Source organism: Caulobacter sp. NIBR1757 (assembly GCF_027912495.1).
Lineage (GTDB): Bacteria > Pseudomonadota > Alphaproteobacteria > Caulobacterales > Caulobacteraceae > Caulobacter.
In genome coordinates this window covers 252,518-269,476 of sequence record NZ_CP115463.1, presented here as the reverse complement: position 1 = coordinate 269,476, position 16,959 = coordinate 252,518, and the positions used below count along the sequence as shown (strand labels likewise).

At 68.6% G+C, this 16,959-nt stretch carries 15 protein-coding genes; 12 read left to right on the top strand and 3 right to left on the bottom strand.

Going from position 1 to position 16,959, the window contains the following annotated elements; all coding sequences use genetic code 11:
• Window positions 1-8: 8 nt before the first annotated feature.
• The 3 genes from O5I81_RS01350 to trmB all read left to right on the top strand — a co-directional run bounded on the left by O5I81_RS01350 (window position 9) and on the right by trmB (window position 2,888).
• On the top strand, window positions 9-437 hold the full coding sequence (locus O5I81_RS01350) for a helix-turn-helix transcriptional regulator (protein ID WP_271067146.1): 429 nt from the start codon (window positions 9-11) through the stop codon (window positions 435-437).
• 347 nt (window positions 438-784) lie between these two features.
• Window positions 785-2,005: a methionine adenosyltransferase gene (metK, locus tag O5I81_RS01345; protein WP_271067145.1), complete on the top strand. Its 1,221-nt coding sequence runs from the start codon at window positions 785-787 to the stop codon at window positions 2,003-2,005.
• Window positions 2,006-2,204: 199 nt separating this feature from the next.
• Window positions 2,205-2,888, top strand: a complete 684-nt coding sequence (gene trmB, locus O5I81_RS01340) for a tRNA (guanosine(46)-N7)-methyltransferase TrmB (protein WP_271067144.1) — start codon at window positions 2,205-2,207, stop codon at window positions 2,886-2,888.
• Between the two features lie 235 nt (window positions 2,889-3,123).
• On the opposite strand, the gene O5I81_RS01335 is transcribed toward trmB, so the two are convergent.
• Window positions 3,124-4,161 carry an alcohol dehydrogenase family protein gene (locus tag O5I81_RS01335; protein ID WP_271067143.1) on the bottom strand — a complete coding sequence of 346 codons (1,038 nt, stop codon included), beginning with the start codon at window positions 4,159-4,161 and terminating at the stop codon, window positions 3,124-3,126.
• Window positions 4,158-5,204: a phosphotransferase family protein gene (locus O5I81_RS01330; protein WP_271067142.1), complete on the bottom strand. Its 1,047-nt coding sequence runs from the start codon at window positions 5,202-5,204 to the stop codon at window positions 4,158-4,160. The genes O5I81_RS01335 and O5I81_RS01330 overlap by 4 nt, the downstream gene beginning before the upstream one ends.
• A 259-nt stretch (window positions 5,205-5,463) precedes the next feature.
• Between O5I81_RS01330 and O5I81_RS01325 the strand changes: the two genes are divergently transcribed.
• Window positions 5,464-7,266, top strand: a complete 1,803-nt coding sequence (locus O5I81_RS01325) for an acyclic terpene utilization AtuA family protein (RefSeq protein WP_271067141.1) — start codon at window positions 5,464-5,466, stop codon at window positions 7,264-7,266.
• A gap of 15 nt (window positions 7,267-7,281) precedes the next feature.
• Here the strand turns inward: O5I81_RS01325 and O5I81_RS01320 are convergent, their stop codons facing one another.
• Window positions 7,282-7,818, bottom strand: coding sequence for a hypothetical protein (locus O5I81_RS01320; protein WP_271067140.1), 537 nt, complete (start codon window positions 7,816-7,818; stop codon window positions 7,282-7,284).
• Between the two features lie 217 nt (window positions 7,819-8,035).
• On the opposite strand from O5I81_RS01320, the gene O5I81_RS01315 reads away from it, so the two are divergent.
• The 8 genes from O5I81_RS01315 (at window position 8,036) to O5I81_RS01280 (ending at window position 16,904) form a co-directional block, all read left to right on the top strand.
• Window positions 8,036-8,548, top strand: coding sequence for a hypothetical protein (locus tag O5I81_RS01315; protein ID WP_271067139.1), 513 nt, complete (start codon window positions 8,036-8,038; stop codon window positions 8,546-8,548).
• Window positions 8,549-8,873: 325 nt separating this feature from the next.
• The gene (gene rimP / locus O5I81_RS01310; RefSeq protein WP_271067138.1) at window positions 8,874-9,428 is read left to right on the top strand and encodes a ribosome maturation factor RimP; all 555 of its coding nucleotides are present in this window, start codon (window positions 8,874-8,876) and stop codon (window positions 9,426-9,428) included.
• Between the two features lie 26 nt (window positions 9,429-9,454).
• Window positions 9,455-11,185: a transcription termination factor NusA gene (gene nusA / locus O5I81_RS01305; protein ID WP_271067137.1), complete on the top strand. Its 1,731-nt coding sequence runs from the start codon at window positions 9,455-9,457 to the stop codon at window positions 11,183-11,185.
• Between the two features lie 89 nt (window positions 11,186-11,274).
• Window positions 11,275-11,922: an RNA-binding protein gene (locus tag O5I81_RS01300; RefSeq protein ID WP_271069082.1), complete on the top strand. Its 648-nt coding sequence runs from the start codon at window positions 11,275-11,277 to the stop codon at window positions 11,920-11,922.
• Window positions 11,923-12,018: 96 nt separating this feature from the next.
• Entirely contained in the window at window positions 12,019-15,060 is a 3,042-nt protein-coding gene (gene infB, locus O5I81_RS01295; RefSeq protein WP_271067136.1) for a translation initiation factor IF-2, read from the top strand.
• Window positions 15,061-15,151: 91 nt separating this feature from the next.
• Entirely contained in the window at window positions 15,152-15,727 is a 576-nt protein-coding gene (locus O5I81_RS01290) for a YcxB family protein (protein WP_271067135.1), read from the top strand.
• Between the two features lie 84 nt (window positions 15,728-15,811).
• Entirely contained in the window at window positions 15,812-16,330 is a 519-nt protein-coding gene (locus tag O5I81_RS01285) for a DUF2939 domain-containing protein (RefSeq protein WP_271067134.1), read from the top strand.
• 7 nt (window positions 16,331-16,337) lie between these two features.
• Window positions 16,338-16,904: a hypothetical protein gene (locus O5I81_RS01280; protein WP_271067133.1), complete on the top strand. Its 567-nt coding sequence runs from the start codon at window positions 16,338-16,340 to the stop codon at window positions 16,902-16,904.
• Window positions 16,905-16,959 lie beyond the last annotated feature (55 nt).

The following is a 16,959-nucleotide window of genomic DNA, read 5'->3' as shown; positions in this document are numbered from 1 at the left end:
ACTTCTGAATGACTGACGACGCGAGCCGTTCGCCCAACCCGATCGACGTCCATGTCGGCCGGAGGGTCCGTCAACGGCGCAAGGCCATGGGGGTGACGCAGGAGCGCCTGGCCGATGATCTGGGCCTGACCTTCCAGCAGGTGCAGAAGTATGAGCGGGGCGCCAACCGGGTGTCGGCCTCCAAGCTCTACGAGATCGCCGTCGCCCTGCAGACCGGCACCGAGTACTTCTTCGAGGGCCTGGCCGATCCCTCGTCCCTGAAGACCGGCGGCGGCGAGGCCGAGCCGGCCTCGGAGAAATTCGTCAACGCCTTCCTGATGAGCACCGAAGGCCTGGAGCTGGCCGAACTGTTCTCGCAGCTGAAGAGCCCGCGCCTGCGCAAGCGGATCGTCGAGCTGGTCCGCAGCATGGTCGAGGACACCGACGAGGAAGCTTAGGCGCTCCCCACCACCACCCAGGGCTATCGCATATGGCGTGAAACTGCTCACCAACTCCTCTCCCTAAGGGAGAGGAAGGGGCCCGCGCTGCGCCAGCAGCGTGGGAAGGAGAGGGTTTACGAACGCCGGAAGTTAATCCCCACGGTCCTTAAACCCTCTTCCTCCCACCGCTTCGCGGCGGGCCCCTCCTTCTCCCTTAGGGAGAAGGAAAAGAAAGGCGGCCATTTCCATATGCGATAGCCCTGCACCACCACCGGGGTTGGAGGTGATGACGGGGAAGAAGAAGTGCGCTTGCGGATATAAAGATACCTTTATATGGTCGCCCCGCGTTTAGCCGGGAGTCCTCTGTGAGCCGTCAGAACTACATCTTCACCAGCGAGAGCGTGTCCGAGGGGCACCCCGACAAGGTCGCCGACCGCATCAGCGACACCGTCGTCGACGCCTTCCTGGCCGAGGAGCCCGAGGCCCGGGTGGCCTGCGAGACCCTGGTGACCACCAACCGCATCGTGCTGGCCGGCGAAATCCGCGCCGCCAAGCCCGGCGCCTCCAAGTCCGAGAACAAGGAGCGCAACAAGGCGCTGATCGCCAGCCTCGAGCCCAAGGTTCGCGCCGCGATCAAGGACATCGGCTACGCCCAGAAGGGCTTCCACTGGGAAAAGGCCAAGTACCAGTGCTTCCTGCACGCCCAGTCCGACCATATCGCGCAAGGCGTCGACGCCGGCGAGAACAAGGACGAGGGAGCCGGCGACCAGGGCATCATGTTCGGTTACGCCACCGACGATACGCCGGAGTTCATGCCGGCCACCCTGCAGTACAGCCACAACATCCTGCGCCGCCTGGCCGAGCTGCGCCATTCGGGCGAGCTCGACTTCCTCGAGCCCGACGCCAAGAGCCAGGTCACCCTGCGCTACGAGAACGACCGCCCGGTGCATGTCGAGGAGATCGTCGTCTCCCACCAGCACGGCAAGAAGATGGAGGGCGGCGCCCCGACCTCCAAGCGAATGCTGGCCGCCCTGCGCCCCTACATCCTGCCGCTGTTCGCCGATGGCCTGATCAGCAAGAAGACCAAGTGGCACATCAACCCGACCGGCAAGTTCCTGATCGGCGGGCCGGACGGCGACTGCGGTCTGACCGGGCGCAAGATCATCGTCGACACCTACGGCGGCGCCTCGCCGCACGGCGGCGGCGCCTTCAGCGGCAAGGACCCGACCAAGGTCGATCGCTCGGCCGCCTACGCCTGCCGATACCTCGCCAAGAACGTCGTCGCGGCGGGCCTGGCCAAGAAGTGCACCATCCAGATCTCTTACGCGATCGGCGTCGCCCGGCCGCTGAGCTTCTACGTCGACACCCACGGCACCGGCGAGGTCGATCCGGCCCAGCTGGAAAACCTGCTGCTGGACTTCATCGGCGGCGGCACCCCGGCCGGCATCCGCAAGACCCTGCAGCTCAACAAGCCGATCTACGCCCGCACCGCCGCCTACGGCCACTTCGGCCGCCAGCCGGACAACGAAGGCGGCTTCAGCTGGGAGAAGACCGACCTGGTCCCGGAGCTGCAAAAGGCGTTCTAGATCTCATCCTTCCCCGTTCACGGGGAAGGGGGACCGCCCCCGCAGCGGGTGGTGGAAGGGGCGAGGGCCGTGCGCCGTCGCCCTTTTTGCTGTCTGCGCCCTGCACTCGCCCCCTCCACCACGCTTCGCGCGGTCCCCCTCCCCCGCAAACGGGGGAGGATGGGGTTCCGCCGGCCGCCGTCAGCGTTTACTCAGCCCCATGGCCAACCCCCAGCAACCCCACGGACCCCTGCGCTCTTTCGGGCGCATCAAGTCGCGCCCGATCAAGGCGCGGCAGGCGGCGCTGTTCGACAGCCTGCTGCCGTCGATCGCCGTTCCGGAGACCGCCTTCGATCCGCTGAGCCTGAAGCCCGACGCCACGGCGGTGTGGGTGGAGATCGGTTTCGGCGGCGGCGAGCATCTGGCCGGGCAGGCGGCGAACAACCCGGACGTGCTGATCCTCGGGGCCGAGCCGTTCCAGAACGGCGTGGCCAGCGCCCTGCGCCATCTGGAAGAAGCCGGGGCGAGCAACGCTCGCATCCATCCCGGCGACGGCCGCGAGGTCCTCAGCCATCTGCCGGACGCCAGCGTCGATCGTCTGTTCGTCCTGTTCCCGGACCCCTGGCAGAAGGCGCGGCACAACAAGCGCCGGCTGGTGAACCCGGAATTCCTTAGCCAGGCGCACCGGGTGCTGAAACCCGGCGGCAAGTTCCGCTTCGCCACCGACTGGGCCGACTACGCTGACTGGACCCTCGAACGCGTCCTGGCCAGCGGCCTGTTCGCCTGGCCCGCCGACAAGGCCGACGACTGGCGCGTGCCGCCCGCCGACCACCTGACGACGCGCTATGAAGAGAAAAAGCTCGGCGACATCCCGCCGGTCTGGCTGGATTTCGTATCGATTTAGCCGAGGCGCGTGCATCTGGCTCTCCGCCCCCTGGGCGGAGGACCGCTTTCGAGCCTTCAAGCGAGAAAGCAGGAGGCGGGCCCACCGGCGTTGGAAGGTTGGCGGACGCCCGCGCCCGCCGCCGGCGGGGTTAAGCGCACGTCCGCCGGTGGACGTCCCGCCTCCTGGTTTGTCGCTTGCGCTCCAAACCTGTCCTCCGCCCCAAGGCGGAGAGTTTGGAAGCCGGCGCCCGGCCCTAAGGCGTCAGCACCATCTTCAGCGCCCCGTCCTCGCGGGCGTCGAACATGCGGTAGGCCTCCACCCCGTCGCTGAGCGGCAGGCGGTGGCTGATCACCCGTTCGGGCTTCAGCCGGCCGGCCTGGACCAGCGGGATCAGTTCGGGCCAGGTCTCCTGCACGCTGCAGGTGCCGATCCGGAAGGTCAGGCCCATGGCGAAGGCGCGCGCCATCGGGAAGTCGAAGCGCCGATCCTGGTTGACCCCGATCACCGACACCGTCCCCCGCCGCCCGGCCAGCCGCAGGGCGAGATCGATGGTGCGGGCATGACCGACCGCCTCGACGATGCTGTCGGCCATCAGCCCCTTGGTCAGTTCGGCCATCTGGGCCGGCGCCTCGTCGGGATGCAGCGCCACCGCCCCCATCGCCTCGGCCATCGCCCGCCGCTCGGCCACCGGATCGACGGCGAACACCCGGGCGGCGCCGAGCACGAAGGCCTGCTCGACCGCCATCAGGCCGATGGGACCCAGGCCCACCACGGCCACCGTCTTGCCCGAGCTGATGTCGGCGTTGCGCGCGCCGTACCAGGCGGTGGCCATGCCGTCGGTCATCAGCAGGGCCTGCTCGTCGCTGACCCCGTCCGGAATGCGGGCGGCGTTGAAGTCGCCGGCCGGCACCCGCACCGCCTCGGCCTGCGATCCCTGCAGCCGGGAGGAGAGGCCGTAGCAGCTGCCCTGGCCCGTCTCGCAGCGGACGATGTCGCCGCGCAGACAGCTGGGACAGGACCCGCAGCCGACGGCGGCGCTGATCATCACCCTGTCGCCGCTCTTCAGGCGCCGAACGCCGCGGCCGATCTCGACCACCTCACCGACCGCCTCATGGCCGACGCAGAAGCCGAGGTCCTCGCTGAACCCCTCGCCGTGGTAGATGTGCAGGTCGCTGCCGCAGATCGAACAGCCGGTGACCTTGACCAGCACGTCGCGGTCGTCGTGCAGGACCGGGTCGTCCATGCTCTCGTAGCGGACGTCGCGGGGACCGTAATAGCGCAGGGCCTTCATGGGGCGGCTCCGTCGATCCAGCGCAGGGCGCGCTGGAAAAGGTTGAGGGTCGAGGCGTGCAGGCGGTCGCCGATGGCCTTTGGCGCGAGACCGGCGCCGGCCCGGGCATGGCTGCCTTCGAGGATGATGCCCAGCTTGTAGCAGGCGAGAACCCCGTACCAGCGGATGTGGGTCAGATCGCGGTCGCTGTTTCGGCCATAGTGGTCGATGACCTCGCCGATGGTGGGGAAGCCCTCCCATGGGGTGACCGGGGTGAGCGCCGCCTGCCCGGGCTCGGGCCACATGGCCATCAACCAGCCGAGATCGAGCAGCGGATCGCCGGTGCTGGCCAGCTCCCAGTCGACGATGGCGGCCAGCTCGCCGCTGTCATGGCGGTACATGACATTGGCCAGGTGATAGTCGCCATGGATCAGCCCCGGCCGAAAGCCCGGCGGCCGATGCGCATCAAGCCAGGCGCCGACCGTATCGACTCCCGGGATCTCATCGCTCCAGGTCGGAAACTCGCGATAGCTCTCGAACTGCGCCCGCCAGCGGGGAACCTGGCGCTCCAGCCATCCCTCGGTCTTGCCCAGGGTCTCCAGCCCGACCCTGGCGATGTCGATGCGTCCGAGCGCGATGATTCCATCGGCCAGGGCGAAGCCCATGCGGTTGCGCACCGTCGGATCGCCCGCGTGCAACGGCGGCAGGCCCATCGTCGGGTTGAAGCCGTCGATCGGCTCCATCAGGTAGAAGGCCGCCCCGTCCATGGTCTCTTGGGGACTGGCGGCGATCAGGCCCGGATGCGGTACGTCCGATCCCGCCAGCGCCGCCAGCACCCGCGCTTCCCGGCGCATGGTCTCGTTGGAATTTCCCCGCAGCTTCGGCGGCGGCCGGCGCAGCACATAGTCGCGGCCCGAGCGGCTGAATTTCAGCAGGATGTTCTGGGTGCCGCCGGTCAGGACGGTGAGGTCCGTCAGCGAGCCAGCGCCGAGGCCCTTGGCGTCCATGAAGGCCGTCAGCACGGCGAGATCGACGCCTTCGGGCGCCATCGACTCACTGGACATGTCTGCTCCCGGGCCGTCGTCTCGCGGCCTTTCGATCAGACTAGGCGGTTGTCGCGAGGGCAAGCAAACCCTCCCCTGTCATCCTCCGACCGCGCAGCGGATCGGGGGACCCAACTGTCCGCGTGAAATCCGCCGGGAGTTTTTCCGGACCGCCCATGGGTCCCCCGGTTCCCGCTTCGCGGGCCCGGAGGATGACAGGAAAAAGGGTGGCTCGACGTGGCGTCAGCCACGCACAATGGCGCCGAACAAGGAGTAAGACATGGCCAAAGTCATTCGGATCGGCGGCGCGGGCGGCTTCCTCGGCGACTCGTCCGTCGCCGCGCCGCAGCTGCTGAAGGGCGGCGACCTCGACTACATGATCCTCGACTATCTGGCCGAAGCGACCATGTCGATCCTCGGCCAGATCAAGCGCGAACGCCCCGGCGAAGGCTTCGCCCGCGACTTCACCGAATGGGTCTGGAAGGACAACCTCGCCGAATTCAAGGCCCAGGGCGTCAAGGTCATCACCAACGCCGGCGGCCTCAACCCCCACGCCTGCCGCGCCCGCATGGAGGAACTGGCCGCCGCCGCCGGCCTCAGCTTCAGGATCGCCGTCATCGAGGGCGACGACCTGATGGATCGCATCGACGACCTGTCGGGCATGACCGAGCTCTACACCGGCGCCGCCTTCCCGCCCAAAGACAAGCTGTTCACCGCCAACGCCTACTTCGGCGGCCGGCCGATCGCCGCCGCCCTGGCCGCCGGGGCCGACATGGTCATCACCGGCCGGGTGGTCGACAGCGCCCTGGCGCTCGGTCCGCTGATGCACGAGTTCGGCTGGAGCGACGACGACCACGACCTGCTGTCGGCCGGCTCCCTCGCCGGCCATGTCATCGAATGCGGAGCGCAGGCGACCGGCGGCCTGTTCACCGACTGGCGCGAGGTGCCCGACTGGGGCCACATCGGCTATCCGATCATCGAATGCCATGCCGACGGGTCGTTCATCGTCACCAAGCCTGCCGGCACCGGCGGCCTCGTCTCGCCCGCCGCCGTGGCCGAACAGATCCTCTATGAGGTCGGCGATCCGCAAGGCTATGCCCTGCCGGACGTGGTCTGTGATTTTACCCAGGTTAAAGTCGAGCAGGTCGGCGAGCACCGGGTGAAGGTGACCGGCGCCAGGGGCTATCCGCCTTCCGGATCTTACAAGGCCTGCATCACCTGGGCCGACGGCTGGCGTTTCATCGGCGCCATGCCTGTCGTCGGCCGCGAGGCGGCGGCCAAGGCCCGGCGTCAGGCCGAGGCGGTTCTGGAACGGGTCGGCGACATGCTGCGCGAGCGCAATTTCGCCCCCCTTCGCGAGACCCGCATCGAAATCCTCGGGGCCGAGGCCAGCTACGGCGCCAACGCCAGCGCCGCCGCGCAAGGGGTGCGCGAGGTCGTCAGCCGCGTCGGGGCCGAGCATGAGGACGAGCGGGCCCTGCGCCTGCTGACCCGCGAATGGCAGTCGCCGACCACCTCGATGAGCGTCGGCACGACGGGGTGGTTCGGCGGCGCGCCGAGCATCAGCCCGGTGTCGCGGGTGTTCTCGGTGCTCATTCCCCGAGAGCAGGTCCCGGCCAAGGTCGATCTCGGCGGCGTGGTGACCGTGGTCGAGGCCCCCGCCCCGGCGACGCCCTTCTCACCGGCCATGGTCGAGCGGCCGACGCCGCCGCCCGAGCCGCAGGCCTCCAGCGACCTCATCGACGTCCCGCTGATCGACCTCGCCTGGGCCCGCTCGGGGGACAAGGGGGACGCCTTCAACGTCGGGGTCATCGCCCGCAAGCCGGCCTACCTGCCCTGGATCCGCGCCGGCCTGTCGGAGGCGGCGGTGAAGACCTGGTTCGCCCATGAGTTCGAGGGCGCCGTCGCTCCGCAGGTCCTCCGCTACGACCTGCCCGGCATGGACGCCCTCAACCTTCACTGCATCCAGGCCCTCGGCGGCGGCCAGTTCGCCAGCCTGCGCCTCGACGCCCTGGCCAAGGGCAAGGCCCAGCAGCTGCTCGACATGCCGATCCAGGTTCCGGCGGGGCTGGTCCAGCCATGAGCGAACTGCGGGAGGTCAGCGCGAGCGCAAGACCTTCTGACGCCGCGTCTCGAAGTCCAGCGCCTTGCGCTTGGCTGCCGATACCTCCACCCATGGCGCCGACTGGCCGCAGTTGTAGTTGATGAAGCGCGGCCTCGGCAGGGACTGCACCTTGGCGACCTCGGCTGGCTCATAGCCCTTTGACCAGTCGGCCCGCACTGGCGGATCGAGGAACAGAAGGTACTGCACCCCGGCATCGACATAGAAGCCGCCACTGTTTCGTTCCGAGATCAGGAACACCTCCTGCCCGGCCTGGCCCTTGAACACCTCGTCGACCCGGATGCGGGCCACGGCGTAGCTGTCCAGCTCGCTGTGGTCGACATCGACAGGCGGGATGTCATGGGTTTCGATCACCGTGCCCTTGATGACCAGGGAGGATTCCCGAAACTCGCCGGTGATCGTGCTCCTGCCATGGAATTCGCCGCGATAGAGACAGAGCGCCTGCGCCTGGCTCGCCCCGCCGACGGCCGCCAGGATTGTCACGCACAGGGCCAGGGCCCGCCGCCCGTTCATCGTCCGCCTCCCGGAAGGTGCGCCACTCTGCGGGCGGGCGACCCGGCGCTCCAATCAACTCCGCGAGACTACAACCGCAACACCGCGTGAGCGTCACGGGAAACAGGCTCGCCCGCCGCGTGTCTCTGCATTGACCGTGCCGGAAACCCGGGCATGCTGGCCAAAATCGCCCCGCAAAGTGGGCGAGGGAGGACATGCGATGGTTCGGGGTGTGCGGATGGCGCTGGGGTGGATCCTCGGCGGCTTGGTCTGGGCGTTGCTGATTTCCCTGGTGCTGGTGCTGTGGGAAGGCCGAAGCGACCTGAGCGGCGGCAATATCGCCGCCATGCTGCAAGCGGCGGTGATGGGCGTGCCGGCGGCCGCCCCGGGAGCCCTGGTCTTTCTCGGCCTCGGCCTGCTGCTGTTCGCCCTGATGGGCCGGCAAGGCTCGCCTGTCGGGGCCGGTGGTTTCGGCGGCCTCCTCTTCCTGCTGGCCAGCGGCCTGGCCTGGAAGTTCGGCGGCGCATCGCCGCTGGTCGCCGCCCTGTTCGGCCTGTTTCCCATCGAGGCCTACTGGGCCCAGCTGATGGATATCGCCAAGGCCGACGGCGCCGCCTACGCCTGGCTGGCGGTCCACACCCTCGCCCCCCTGATCGCCGGCATGATCGGCGGCGCGCTTTATGACGCCGTCGCCGGGGCGGCCAGGGCGGCGCGGCGCAGGGGCCGCCTGCCGCCGGTGAACTTCGGCTGACGCCACACCCGCCTGTCATCCTTCGGGCCCGCGAAGCGGGAGCCGGAGGACCCACGGGAGGGCCGGAACCGCCTGGAGTCGGCAAGCCGTCATCGACGGCCCCGCCTGGCCCGCAGACGCCATGCGGCTGGCCCGGCCATGGGTCCTCCGGATCGCTACGCGACCGAAGGATGACAGCGGAGGAGGTGGGGGGCTGACAACCCGCGAGGGAGGGTCTATATGAGCCTCCACATCGTTTGAACGCGCTGGATAGCGCATTCGAGCGGCGTCCTCCGGGGCGCCGCTTTTGTTTTGGGTTATTAGTTTTCTTTCGGAGAGGCGCTCGTTGCGCGCACGCACTAACGAAGACCGCAGCCTTCTGGAGCTGCTCGACCCCGTGGCCGAAGCCGCCGGGTACGAGATCGTGCGCCTGCGCCTGATGGGCGGTCAGACCCGCCGCCTGCAGATCATGGCCGAAACGCCGGCCGGCGACATGGTCGTCGAGGACTGCGCCCGCCTGTCGCGCGCCATCTCCGAAGTCATGGACGCCGCCGACCCGGTCAGCGGCGAATACACCCTGGAAGTCTCCAGCCCCGGCATCGATCGGCCGCTGACCCGCTTGAAGGACTTCGAGACCTGGGAAGGCTACGAGGCCCGCATCGAGCTCGACCGCATCGCCGAGGGCCGCAAGCGCTTCAAGGGCGAACTGGCCGGCGTCGAAGACGGTCAGGTCGGCATCAACGTCGAAGGCGACTCCGAGACCACCCTCTACATCCCGTTCGACTGGATCCTCGAGGCCAAGCTGGTCCTCAACGACCAGCTGATGAAGGTGGGTGCCGAACAGCGCGCCGCCCGCATCGCCCAGGACGACATCAACTCCGTCGGCAACGACAACGACTGACACCTTAGAGATTTAAGGACACGACCATGGCCACCGGCATTTCCGCCAACCGCCTCGAACTGCTGCAGATCGCCGACGCGGTCGCCCGTGAAAAGGGGATCGACAAGGAGATCGTCATCGCCTCCATCGAGGAAGCGATCCAGAAGGCCGCCCGCAGCCGCTACGGCGCCGAGCACGACATCCGCGTGGCCATCGATCCGAAGACCGGCGAAACCTCGATCAAGCGCTACGTGACCGTGGTGCCGGACGACGTCGGCGAATTCGAGGAAGGCGACGTCGGCAAGATGCGCCTGGCCGATGCGAAAGCCTTCTACGGCAAGGACACGCAAGTCGGTCAGGTCTTCGACGAAGAGCTGCCGCCGTTCGAATTTGGCCGGGTGCAGACCCAGATGGCCCGCCAGGTGGTGTTCGGGAAGGTCCGCGAGGCCGAGCGCGAGCGCCAGTTCGAAGAGTACAAGGATCGCGTCGGCGAGATCGTCAACGGCGTCGTCAAGCGCGTCGAATACGGCAACGTCATCGTCGATCTCGGCCGTGGCGAAGGCGTCATGCGCCGCGACCAGTCGATCCCGCGCGAGAACTTCAACCTCGGCGACCGCATCCGCTGCTACATCTACGACGTCCGCAGCGAGACCAAGGGCCCGCAGATCATGCTGTCCCGCGCCCACGGCGGCTTCATGGCCAAGCTGTTCGCGCAGGAAGTGCCGGAAGTCTATGACGGCGTCATCGAGATCCGCGCCGTCGCCCGGGATCCTGGCAGCCGCGCAAAGATGGGCGTCGTCTCCAACGATTCCAGCATCGACCCGGTCGGCGCCTGCGTCGGTATGCGCGGTTCGCGCGTCCAGGCCGTCGTCGCCGAGCTGCAGGGCGAAAAGATCGACATCATCCAGTGGAGCCCGGACGAGGCGACCTTCATCGTCAACGCCCTGGCCCCGGCCGAGGTCTCCAAGGTGGTCATGGACGAGGACGACGAGCGCGTCGAAGTCGTGGTCCCGGACGAACAACTGAGCCTGGCCATCGGCCGCCGCGGCCAGAACGTCCGCCTGGCCAGCCAGCTGACCGGCTGGCAGATCGACATCCTGACCGAGTCCCAGGAGTCGGAGCGCCGTCAGAAGCAGTTCGCCGAGACCACCCAGCTGTTCCAGGACGCCCTGGACGTCGACGAGGTCATCGCCCAGCTGCTGGCCACCGAAGGCTTCGTGTCCGTCGAGGACGTCGCCTTCGTCGAGCCGCATGAAATCGCCGAGATTGAAGGCTTCGACGAGGACACCGCCGAGGAACTGCAGGCCCGGGCCCGCGAATTCCTCGACAAGGCCGCCGCCGAGCTGGACGCCAAGCGCACCGAACTGGGCGTCGAGGACGGCGTTCTGGAAATCGAGGGCATCACCCTGCCGATGGCCGTGGCGCTCGGCGAGGCCGACATCAAGACGGTGGAAGACCTGGCCGGCCTGGTCCCCGACGACCTGCGCGGTTGGTACGAAGCCAAGGACGGCGAACGGGTGCGCCAGGCCGGCGCCCTGGAATCCTTCAACCTGACCCCGGAAGACGCCGAGACCCTGATCATGCGCGCCCGGGTGGTGATGGGCTGGGTCGAGGCTCCGCCGGAGCCGGAATACGAAGAAGAGTACTACGAAGAGGGCGGCGAAGGCGTTGAGTACGCCGAAGCCGCCGAGGGCGCGGAAGGGGCGGAAGGCGAACAGCCGGAAGTCTCGGAAGAGGTCGCCCTGGCCGAGGCCGAAGGCGAGGCTCGGGACGCGTGAGCGTCCCTGGCCAAACCCTCGGACTGACGTCTTCGATGAATTGATCGGCCCAGCCCGGGCCGGTCGTGGACAAGGAACGCGACCAGCCCATGCAGGCTGAGACCGACATAGCTGCGAAACGGACCCTGGCGGAAGCCGCCAGGGAACGGCGCGACATCGTCTCGGGAGAGGTGATGGCGGAGCAGAAGCTTGTCCGCTTCGTCGCCAGCCCCGACGGCGTGGTCACCCCCGACATCGCCCGCAAGCTGCCCGGCCGGGGCATCTGGGTCGCCGCCGACCGCGCCAGCATCGAGGCCGCGGCCAAGAAGAACGCCTTCGCCCGCTCGGCCAAGGCCAAGCTGACCGTCCCTGAGGGCCTGGCCGATCTGGTCGAAAAACTGCTGACCAAACGGGTTCTCGACAGCCTGGGCCTTGCACGGCGGTCGGGAGACCTTACTTCGGGTTTTGAAAAGGTCATGTCCGCCGTTCGCGGGGGCAAGGCGGCCTGGCTGATCGAGGCCAGCGACGGCGCGGCCGACGGTCGTTCGAAGATTCTCAACCTGGCCCGACATATGACCCCGCAGCCTCGGGTCATCGGCGTTTTCACTTCCGCCGAATTGGGTTTGGCCTTGGGGGCCGAGAATGTGATACACACCGCCTTCCTCGGCGGTCGATCGGCCAAGAGTTGGACGCAGGACGTCGAACGTCTGGCCGGTTTTCGCCCGCTTCTCCCTGAGGACTGGCGCGAGGAACGATAGAAGAAGGGCCCGCGGGAAACCGCGACCGGGCCCTTTGTGAGTTTGGAATTTCAGGTAGTGCGGTCGGATATTCCGGCCGCGAGTTAAGCGAGACGCATGAGCGACGAGAACGACAACCGCCCGGGCCGCCCGCCCATGACGCTGAAGCCCCGCACGGGGTCTGTCAGCGCCGGCGTGGTGAAGCAAAGCTTCAGCCACGGGCGGACGAAGACGGTGGTGGTGGAAACCAAGCGGCAGCGGACCCACTCCGCGCCGGCGGCGAATCTCGCCGGTCCCTCGGCCGCCGAGCGCCGCCCCGCACCGGGCGCGCCGCAACAGCGTCCCGCTCAGGGCGGCCAGGGAGGCCTGTCCGCCGACGAGATGCGCGCCCGTCAGGCCGCCATCGAAAGCGCCCGCCAGGCCCAGATCCAGGCCGCCGCCCGCGCCGAGGAGGCCCGCAAGGCCGCCGCCGCCGCTGCGGCGGCTGAGGCCGCCAAGGCGGCCGCTGCGGCTTCGCCTCCGGCTCCGGCGCCCGCCGCTGAAGCTCCCGCCGCCCCGGCTCCGGCCGCCCCCGTGGCGGCCGCGCCTGTCGCTCCCGCCCCGGTCGCCGAAGCGCCGGCAGCGCCTGTCGCCGCCCCGACCCCGGCTCCGGCCGCGCCGACCGCCCCGGTCGCCGCCGCTCCGGCTGCGCCGCGTCCGGCCGCTCCCGCGCCCCAGGCTCCCCGCCCGGCCGCGCCCGCCGCGCCGCCCTCGGCCGGCCAGACCCGCACCTACGAGCCCTCTCGCGACCGTCGCGACGACCGCTCCAGCACCACCACCTACCGTCCGCCGGCGTCGACCAGCAATTTCAACCAGCGCACGCCGCGCCCGGACGCCACCACCTTCAACCAGCGCACTCCGCGACCCGACTCCGACCGTCCGCGCAACGACGCCCCGCGCGTCGACAACCGCGATCCGCGCGGCGGCGACAACCGTGGCGGCGACCGTCCGCAACAGACCGTCCGCTATTCGGCCCTGGCCCCGCGTCCGGCCCCGCCGCGTCCCGGCGCGCCCCGGGGTCCGCGCCCCGGCGCCGGCCTGGCCGAAGCCCCGGCGACGCCCGAGGTCACCCGCGCCACCCGTTCCGCGCCCCGTCCCGGCGGCGCCCTGCCCGACCGTCGTCCGGAAGAGGATGACGATCGTCGTCGCGGCCCCGGTGGCCCCGGCGCCGGTCCGGGCAAGGCTGTCAGCCGCACCAAGGGCGAGCCCAAGCGCCGTGAAGGTCGCCTGACCATCCAGGCCGTGGCCGGTGACGACGAGGGCGCCGTCGAGCGCATGCGCTCGCTGGCTTCGGTTCGCAGGGCTCGCGAACGGGAAAAGGAAAAGCGCCGAGGCGGCGCCACCGAGCAGGCCCGCGCGGCCCGCGAGGTCATCATCCCGGACGTCATCACCGTTCAGGAGCTGTCCAACCGGATGGCCGTGCGCGGCGTCGACATCATCAAGATGCTGATGCGCCAGGGCGTGATGCTGAAGATCAACGACGTCATCGACAGCGACACCGCTGAACTGGTGGCGACCGAGTTCGGCAACACCGTCCGCCGCGTCTCCGAAGCCGACGTCGAGGAAGGCTTCCTGGACGCCGAGGACCACGACGAGAACCAGCAGGTCCGCCCGCCGGTCGTCACCATCATGGGCCACGTCGACCACGGCAAGACCAGCCTGCTCGACGCCCTGCGCACCACCGACGTGGCGGCGGGCGAAGCCGGCGGCATCACCCAGCACATCGGGGCCTACCAGGTCCGCCTGGCCGACGGCCAGCGCGTCACCTTCCTCGACACCCCTGGCCACGCGGCGTTCAGCGCCATGCGGGCTCGCGGCGCCAACATCACCGACATCGTCGTGCTGGTGGTGGCCGCCGACGACGGCGTCATGCCGCAGACGATCGAGGCCATCCAGCACGCGAAAGCGGCCGGCGTCCCGATCATCGTGGCCGTCAACAAGATGGACAAGGACGGGGCCAACCCGACCCGCGTCGTCAACGAGCTGCTGCAGCACGAGATCGTCGTCGAAAGCCTGGGTGGCGACACCCAGATCGTCGAGGTCTCGGCCAAGACCCGCACCGGTCTCGACAATCTGATCGAGAACATCCTGGTCCAGGCCGAACTGCTCGACCTGAAGGCCAACCCCGAGCGCACCGCCGAAGGCGTTGTCATCGAGGCCAAGCTGGACAAGGGCCGCGGCGCCGTCTCCACCGTGCTGGTCAAGCGCGGCACCCTGAAACGCGGCGACATCGTCGTCGCCGGCGCCTCCTACGGCCGGGTTCGCGCCCTGCTGAACGAGCGCAACGAGCAGCTGACCGAAGCTGGTCCCTCGACCCCGGTGGAGATCCTCGGCCTCGACTCGACGCCGTCTCCGGGTGAAGCCTTCGCCGTGGTGGAAAACGAAGCCCGCGCCCGCGAGCTGACCGAATACCGCAACCGCGTGAAGCGCGAGAAGTCGGCCGTCGGCGGCGTCGCCGGGGCCAGCCTCGCCGACATGATGGCCAAGCTCACCGCCAAGAAGGTCAGCGAACTGCCGCTGGTCATCAAGGGCGACGTGCAGGGCTCGGTCGAAGCCATCGTCGGCTCTCTGGAGAAGCTGGGGACGGACGAAGTGCGCGCCCGGATCATCCTGCAAGGGGCCGGCGCGATCAGCGAAAGCGATGTGCAGCTGGCCAAGGGCGCCGGCGCGCCGATCATCGGCTTCAACGTCCGGGCCTCGGCCCAGGCGCGGGCCCTGGCCGAGCGCGAAGGCGTGGAAATCCGTTACTACGCGATCATCTACGACCTGATCGACGACATCAAAGGCGTCATGTCGGGGATGCTCTCGCCGATCCAGCGGGAAACCTTCCTGGGCAACGCCAAGGTGCTGCAGGCCTTCGACATCACCAAGGTCGGCAAGGTCGCCGGCTGCCGGGTCACCGAGGGCGTGGTTCGCCGCGGCGCCAAGGTCCGGATCGTTCGCGACAACATCGTGGTTCTCGAACTGGGCACCCTGCAGACCCTCAAGCGCTTCAAGGACGAGGTGGCGGAAGTCACCAACGGCATGGAGTGCGGCATGGCCTTCGCCGGCTTCCAGGACATCCGCGAAGGCGACGAGATCGAATGCTTCACGGTCGAGGATGTGGCGCGCTCGCTGTAGCGGTCAGCTCCACTTTCTGGGAAAGTCGAAAGGCGCGGATCGCAGGGTCCGCGCCTTTTGCTTTGGGGGATGTCCGGTGCAGGTTCGAGGGATGGTTCGGCAGGACGAGGGTCTGACCATGGGCGGCGCGGTATTCGGCCGGACCACCGGCCTGCTGGGCAAGGTCCTTCAGTACGTCCCTGTCCTCGCGTTCGCGGCCATGGCGGCGGTGGGAACTCATCTGATCCAAGGTGGCGCCGCCAACCCGACGCCGAAGAACATGATCTGGTCGGGCGCGGTGCTGGCGACGGTGCTGGTCTACTTCATGAACCAGCGACTGATCCGATGGCTCTATCTGCGCAAAGCCCGCGAAGTCGGCGAGGCCCCGGCCAACGAATGCGACTATCAACTGACGGACAAAGGGCTGCGCATCACCTGGCCCGGCTACCTGTACGAAATCGCCTGGGACCGCATTTCTCAGATCGCGCTCTACCAGAACGCCTGGCTCTTCATCGCCTCGCAAAGCTATTTCCTGCCGCGCCGACTGTTTGCCGACAACGATGCGGAGCGAACCTTTCTGGCCTTCGCCTTGCAGCGTCTTTCGGAAGAGGCTCGCGACCGCAGCCGGGAGGCCGTGGAGGTCCGCGAAGGCATGGTCGTTGCCTGGACTGGCTACGGTAAGGGCTGACAAGCAAGCAAGCCGTTGACCCTGGCCCCCATGTCGCGGAAAAGCCTGAAGTCTGTTCGACGCTTCCCGGCCGGAGACGACCGCATGCGCCCGTTTCGCGTAATCATCCTGATCGGCCTGATGGCCACCCTGAGCGCCTGCGCCACCGCCACGCGGCTGGACGCGGCCGGCGACGTGCACGCCCTGCTGATCGCCATCCGCGACAACGACAAGGCCGCCTTCAACGCCCATGTCGATCGCCAGGCCCTGAAGGCCTCGATCGAGGCCCACCTGGTCGGCGAGGCGACCAAGCGCACCAAGGACGAGAACCTGCGGGCGCTCGGCGCCCTGGCCGCCCCCTACCTGGCCGAGGCCGCTGAAAAGTCGCTGATCCAGCCCTCGACCTTCCGCAGCGTGGCCTATCAATACGGCTACAAGCCCGGCCAGCCGATCCCCGGACAGGTTTCCATCGCCGGCGCGCTGAAAGCCCTGCCCGATGGCCGTGTTTGCGCCACAAAATCGAAGGATGGCCCGTGCGTGCTGATCTTCACGCGCACGGACGGGGTCTGGAAGCTCTCGGGGTTCGAGGGCGACGTCGCCGACCTGCGCGGCAAACGCCGATAGGGACCTCATGCTGCGTTCGCTTCTCCTCGCTGGCCTCGCGGCCACTTCCCTCGCCGCCATCGCCGCCCCGGCCCAGGCCGCCGACAAGCGGATGGTGACCTTCGACAGCGCCTCCTCCGAGGCCCGCCGGCTGACCGGCGCCGGCCTGACCTTCGTCTTCACCCGTCAGTATTTCCAGACCAACATCCTGGCCGTGCGGGCCACCGCCGTGCCGGTCGGCGTGGTGCCCAAGGCCGCCCGGGACGGGGCGATCAACCGCCAGCTCGACGCCCTGATGGGCCCTGACGCCGGCCGCGGCGAGTTTTACGAGATCGATCCGGAGAAGGCCGAGGGCAAGGTGATGATCACCGCCTTCTGCCCCGGCTCGACCAAGGGCTGGCTGGCGGTCGGACCGGTCTACACGCGCAAGCCCCTGCGGGTGCACGCCTTCGGCGACGACGGCGCCGGCGGCATCAAGCTCTGCGCCGCCATGGACTTCACCTGGAAGGGCGAATGGCAAATGCCCAAGCCCAAGGGCGGCAACACCCGCGCGGCGGTGACCAAGCCCACTTATGGGCGGCCGGACGGCAGCTGATTTCAATAGCGTCGGAGCGTCCGCTTCGCCTACCGTGGTTCAACGGAGGGGCGCG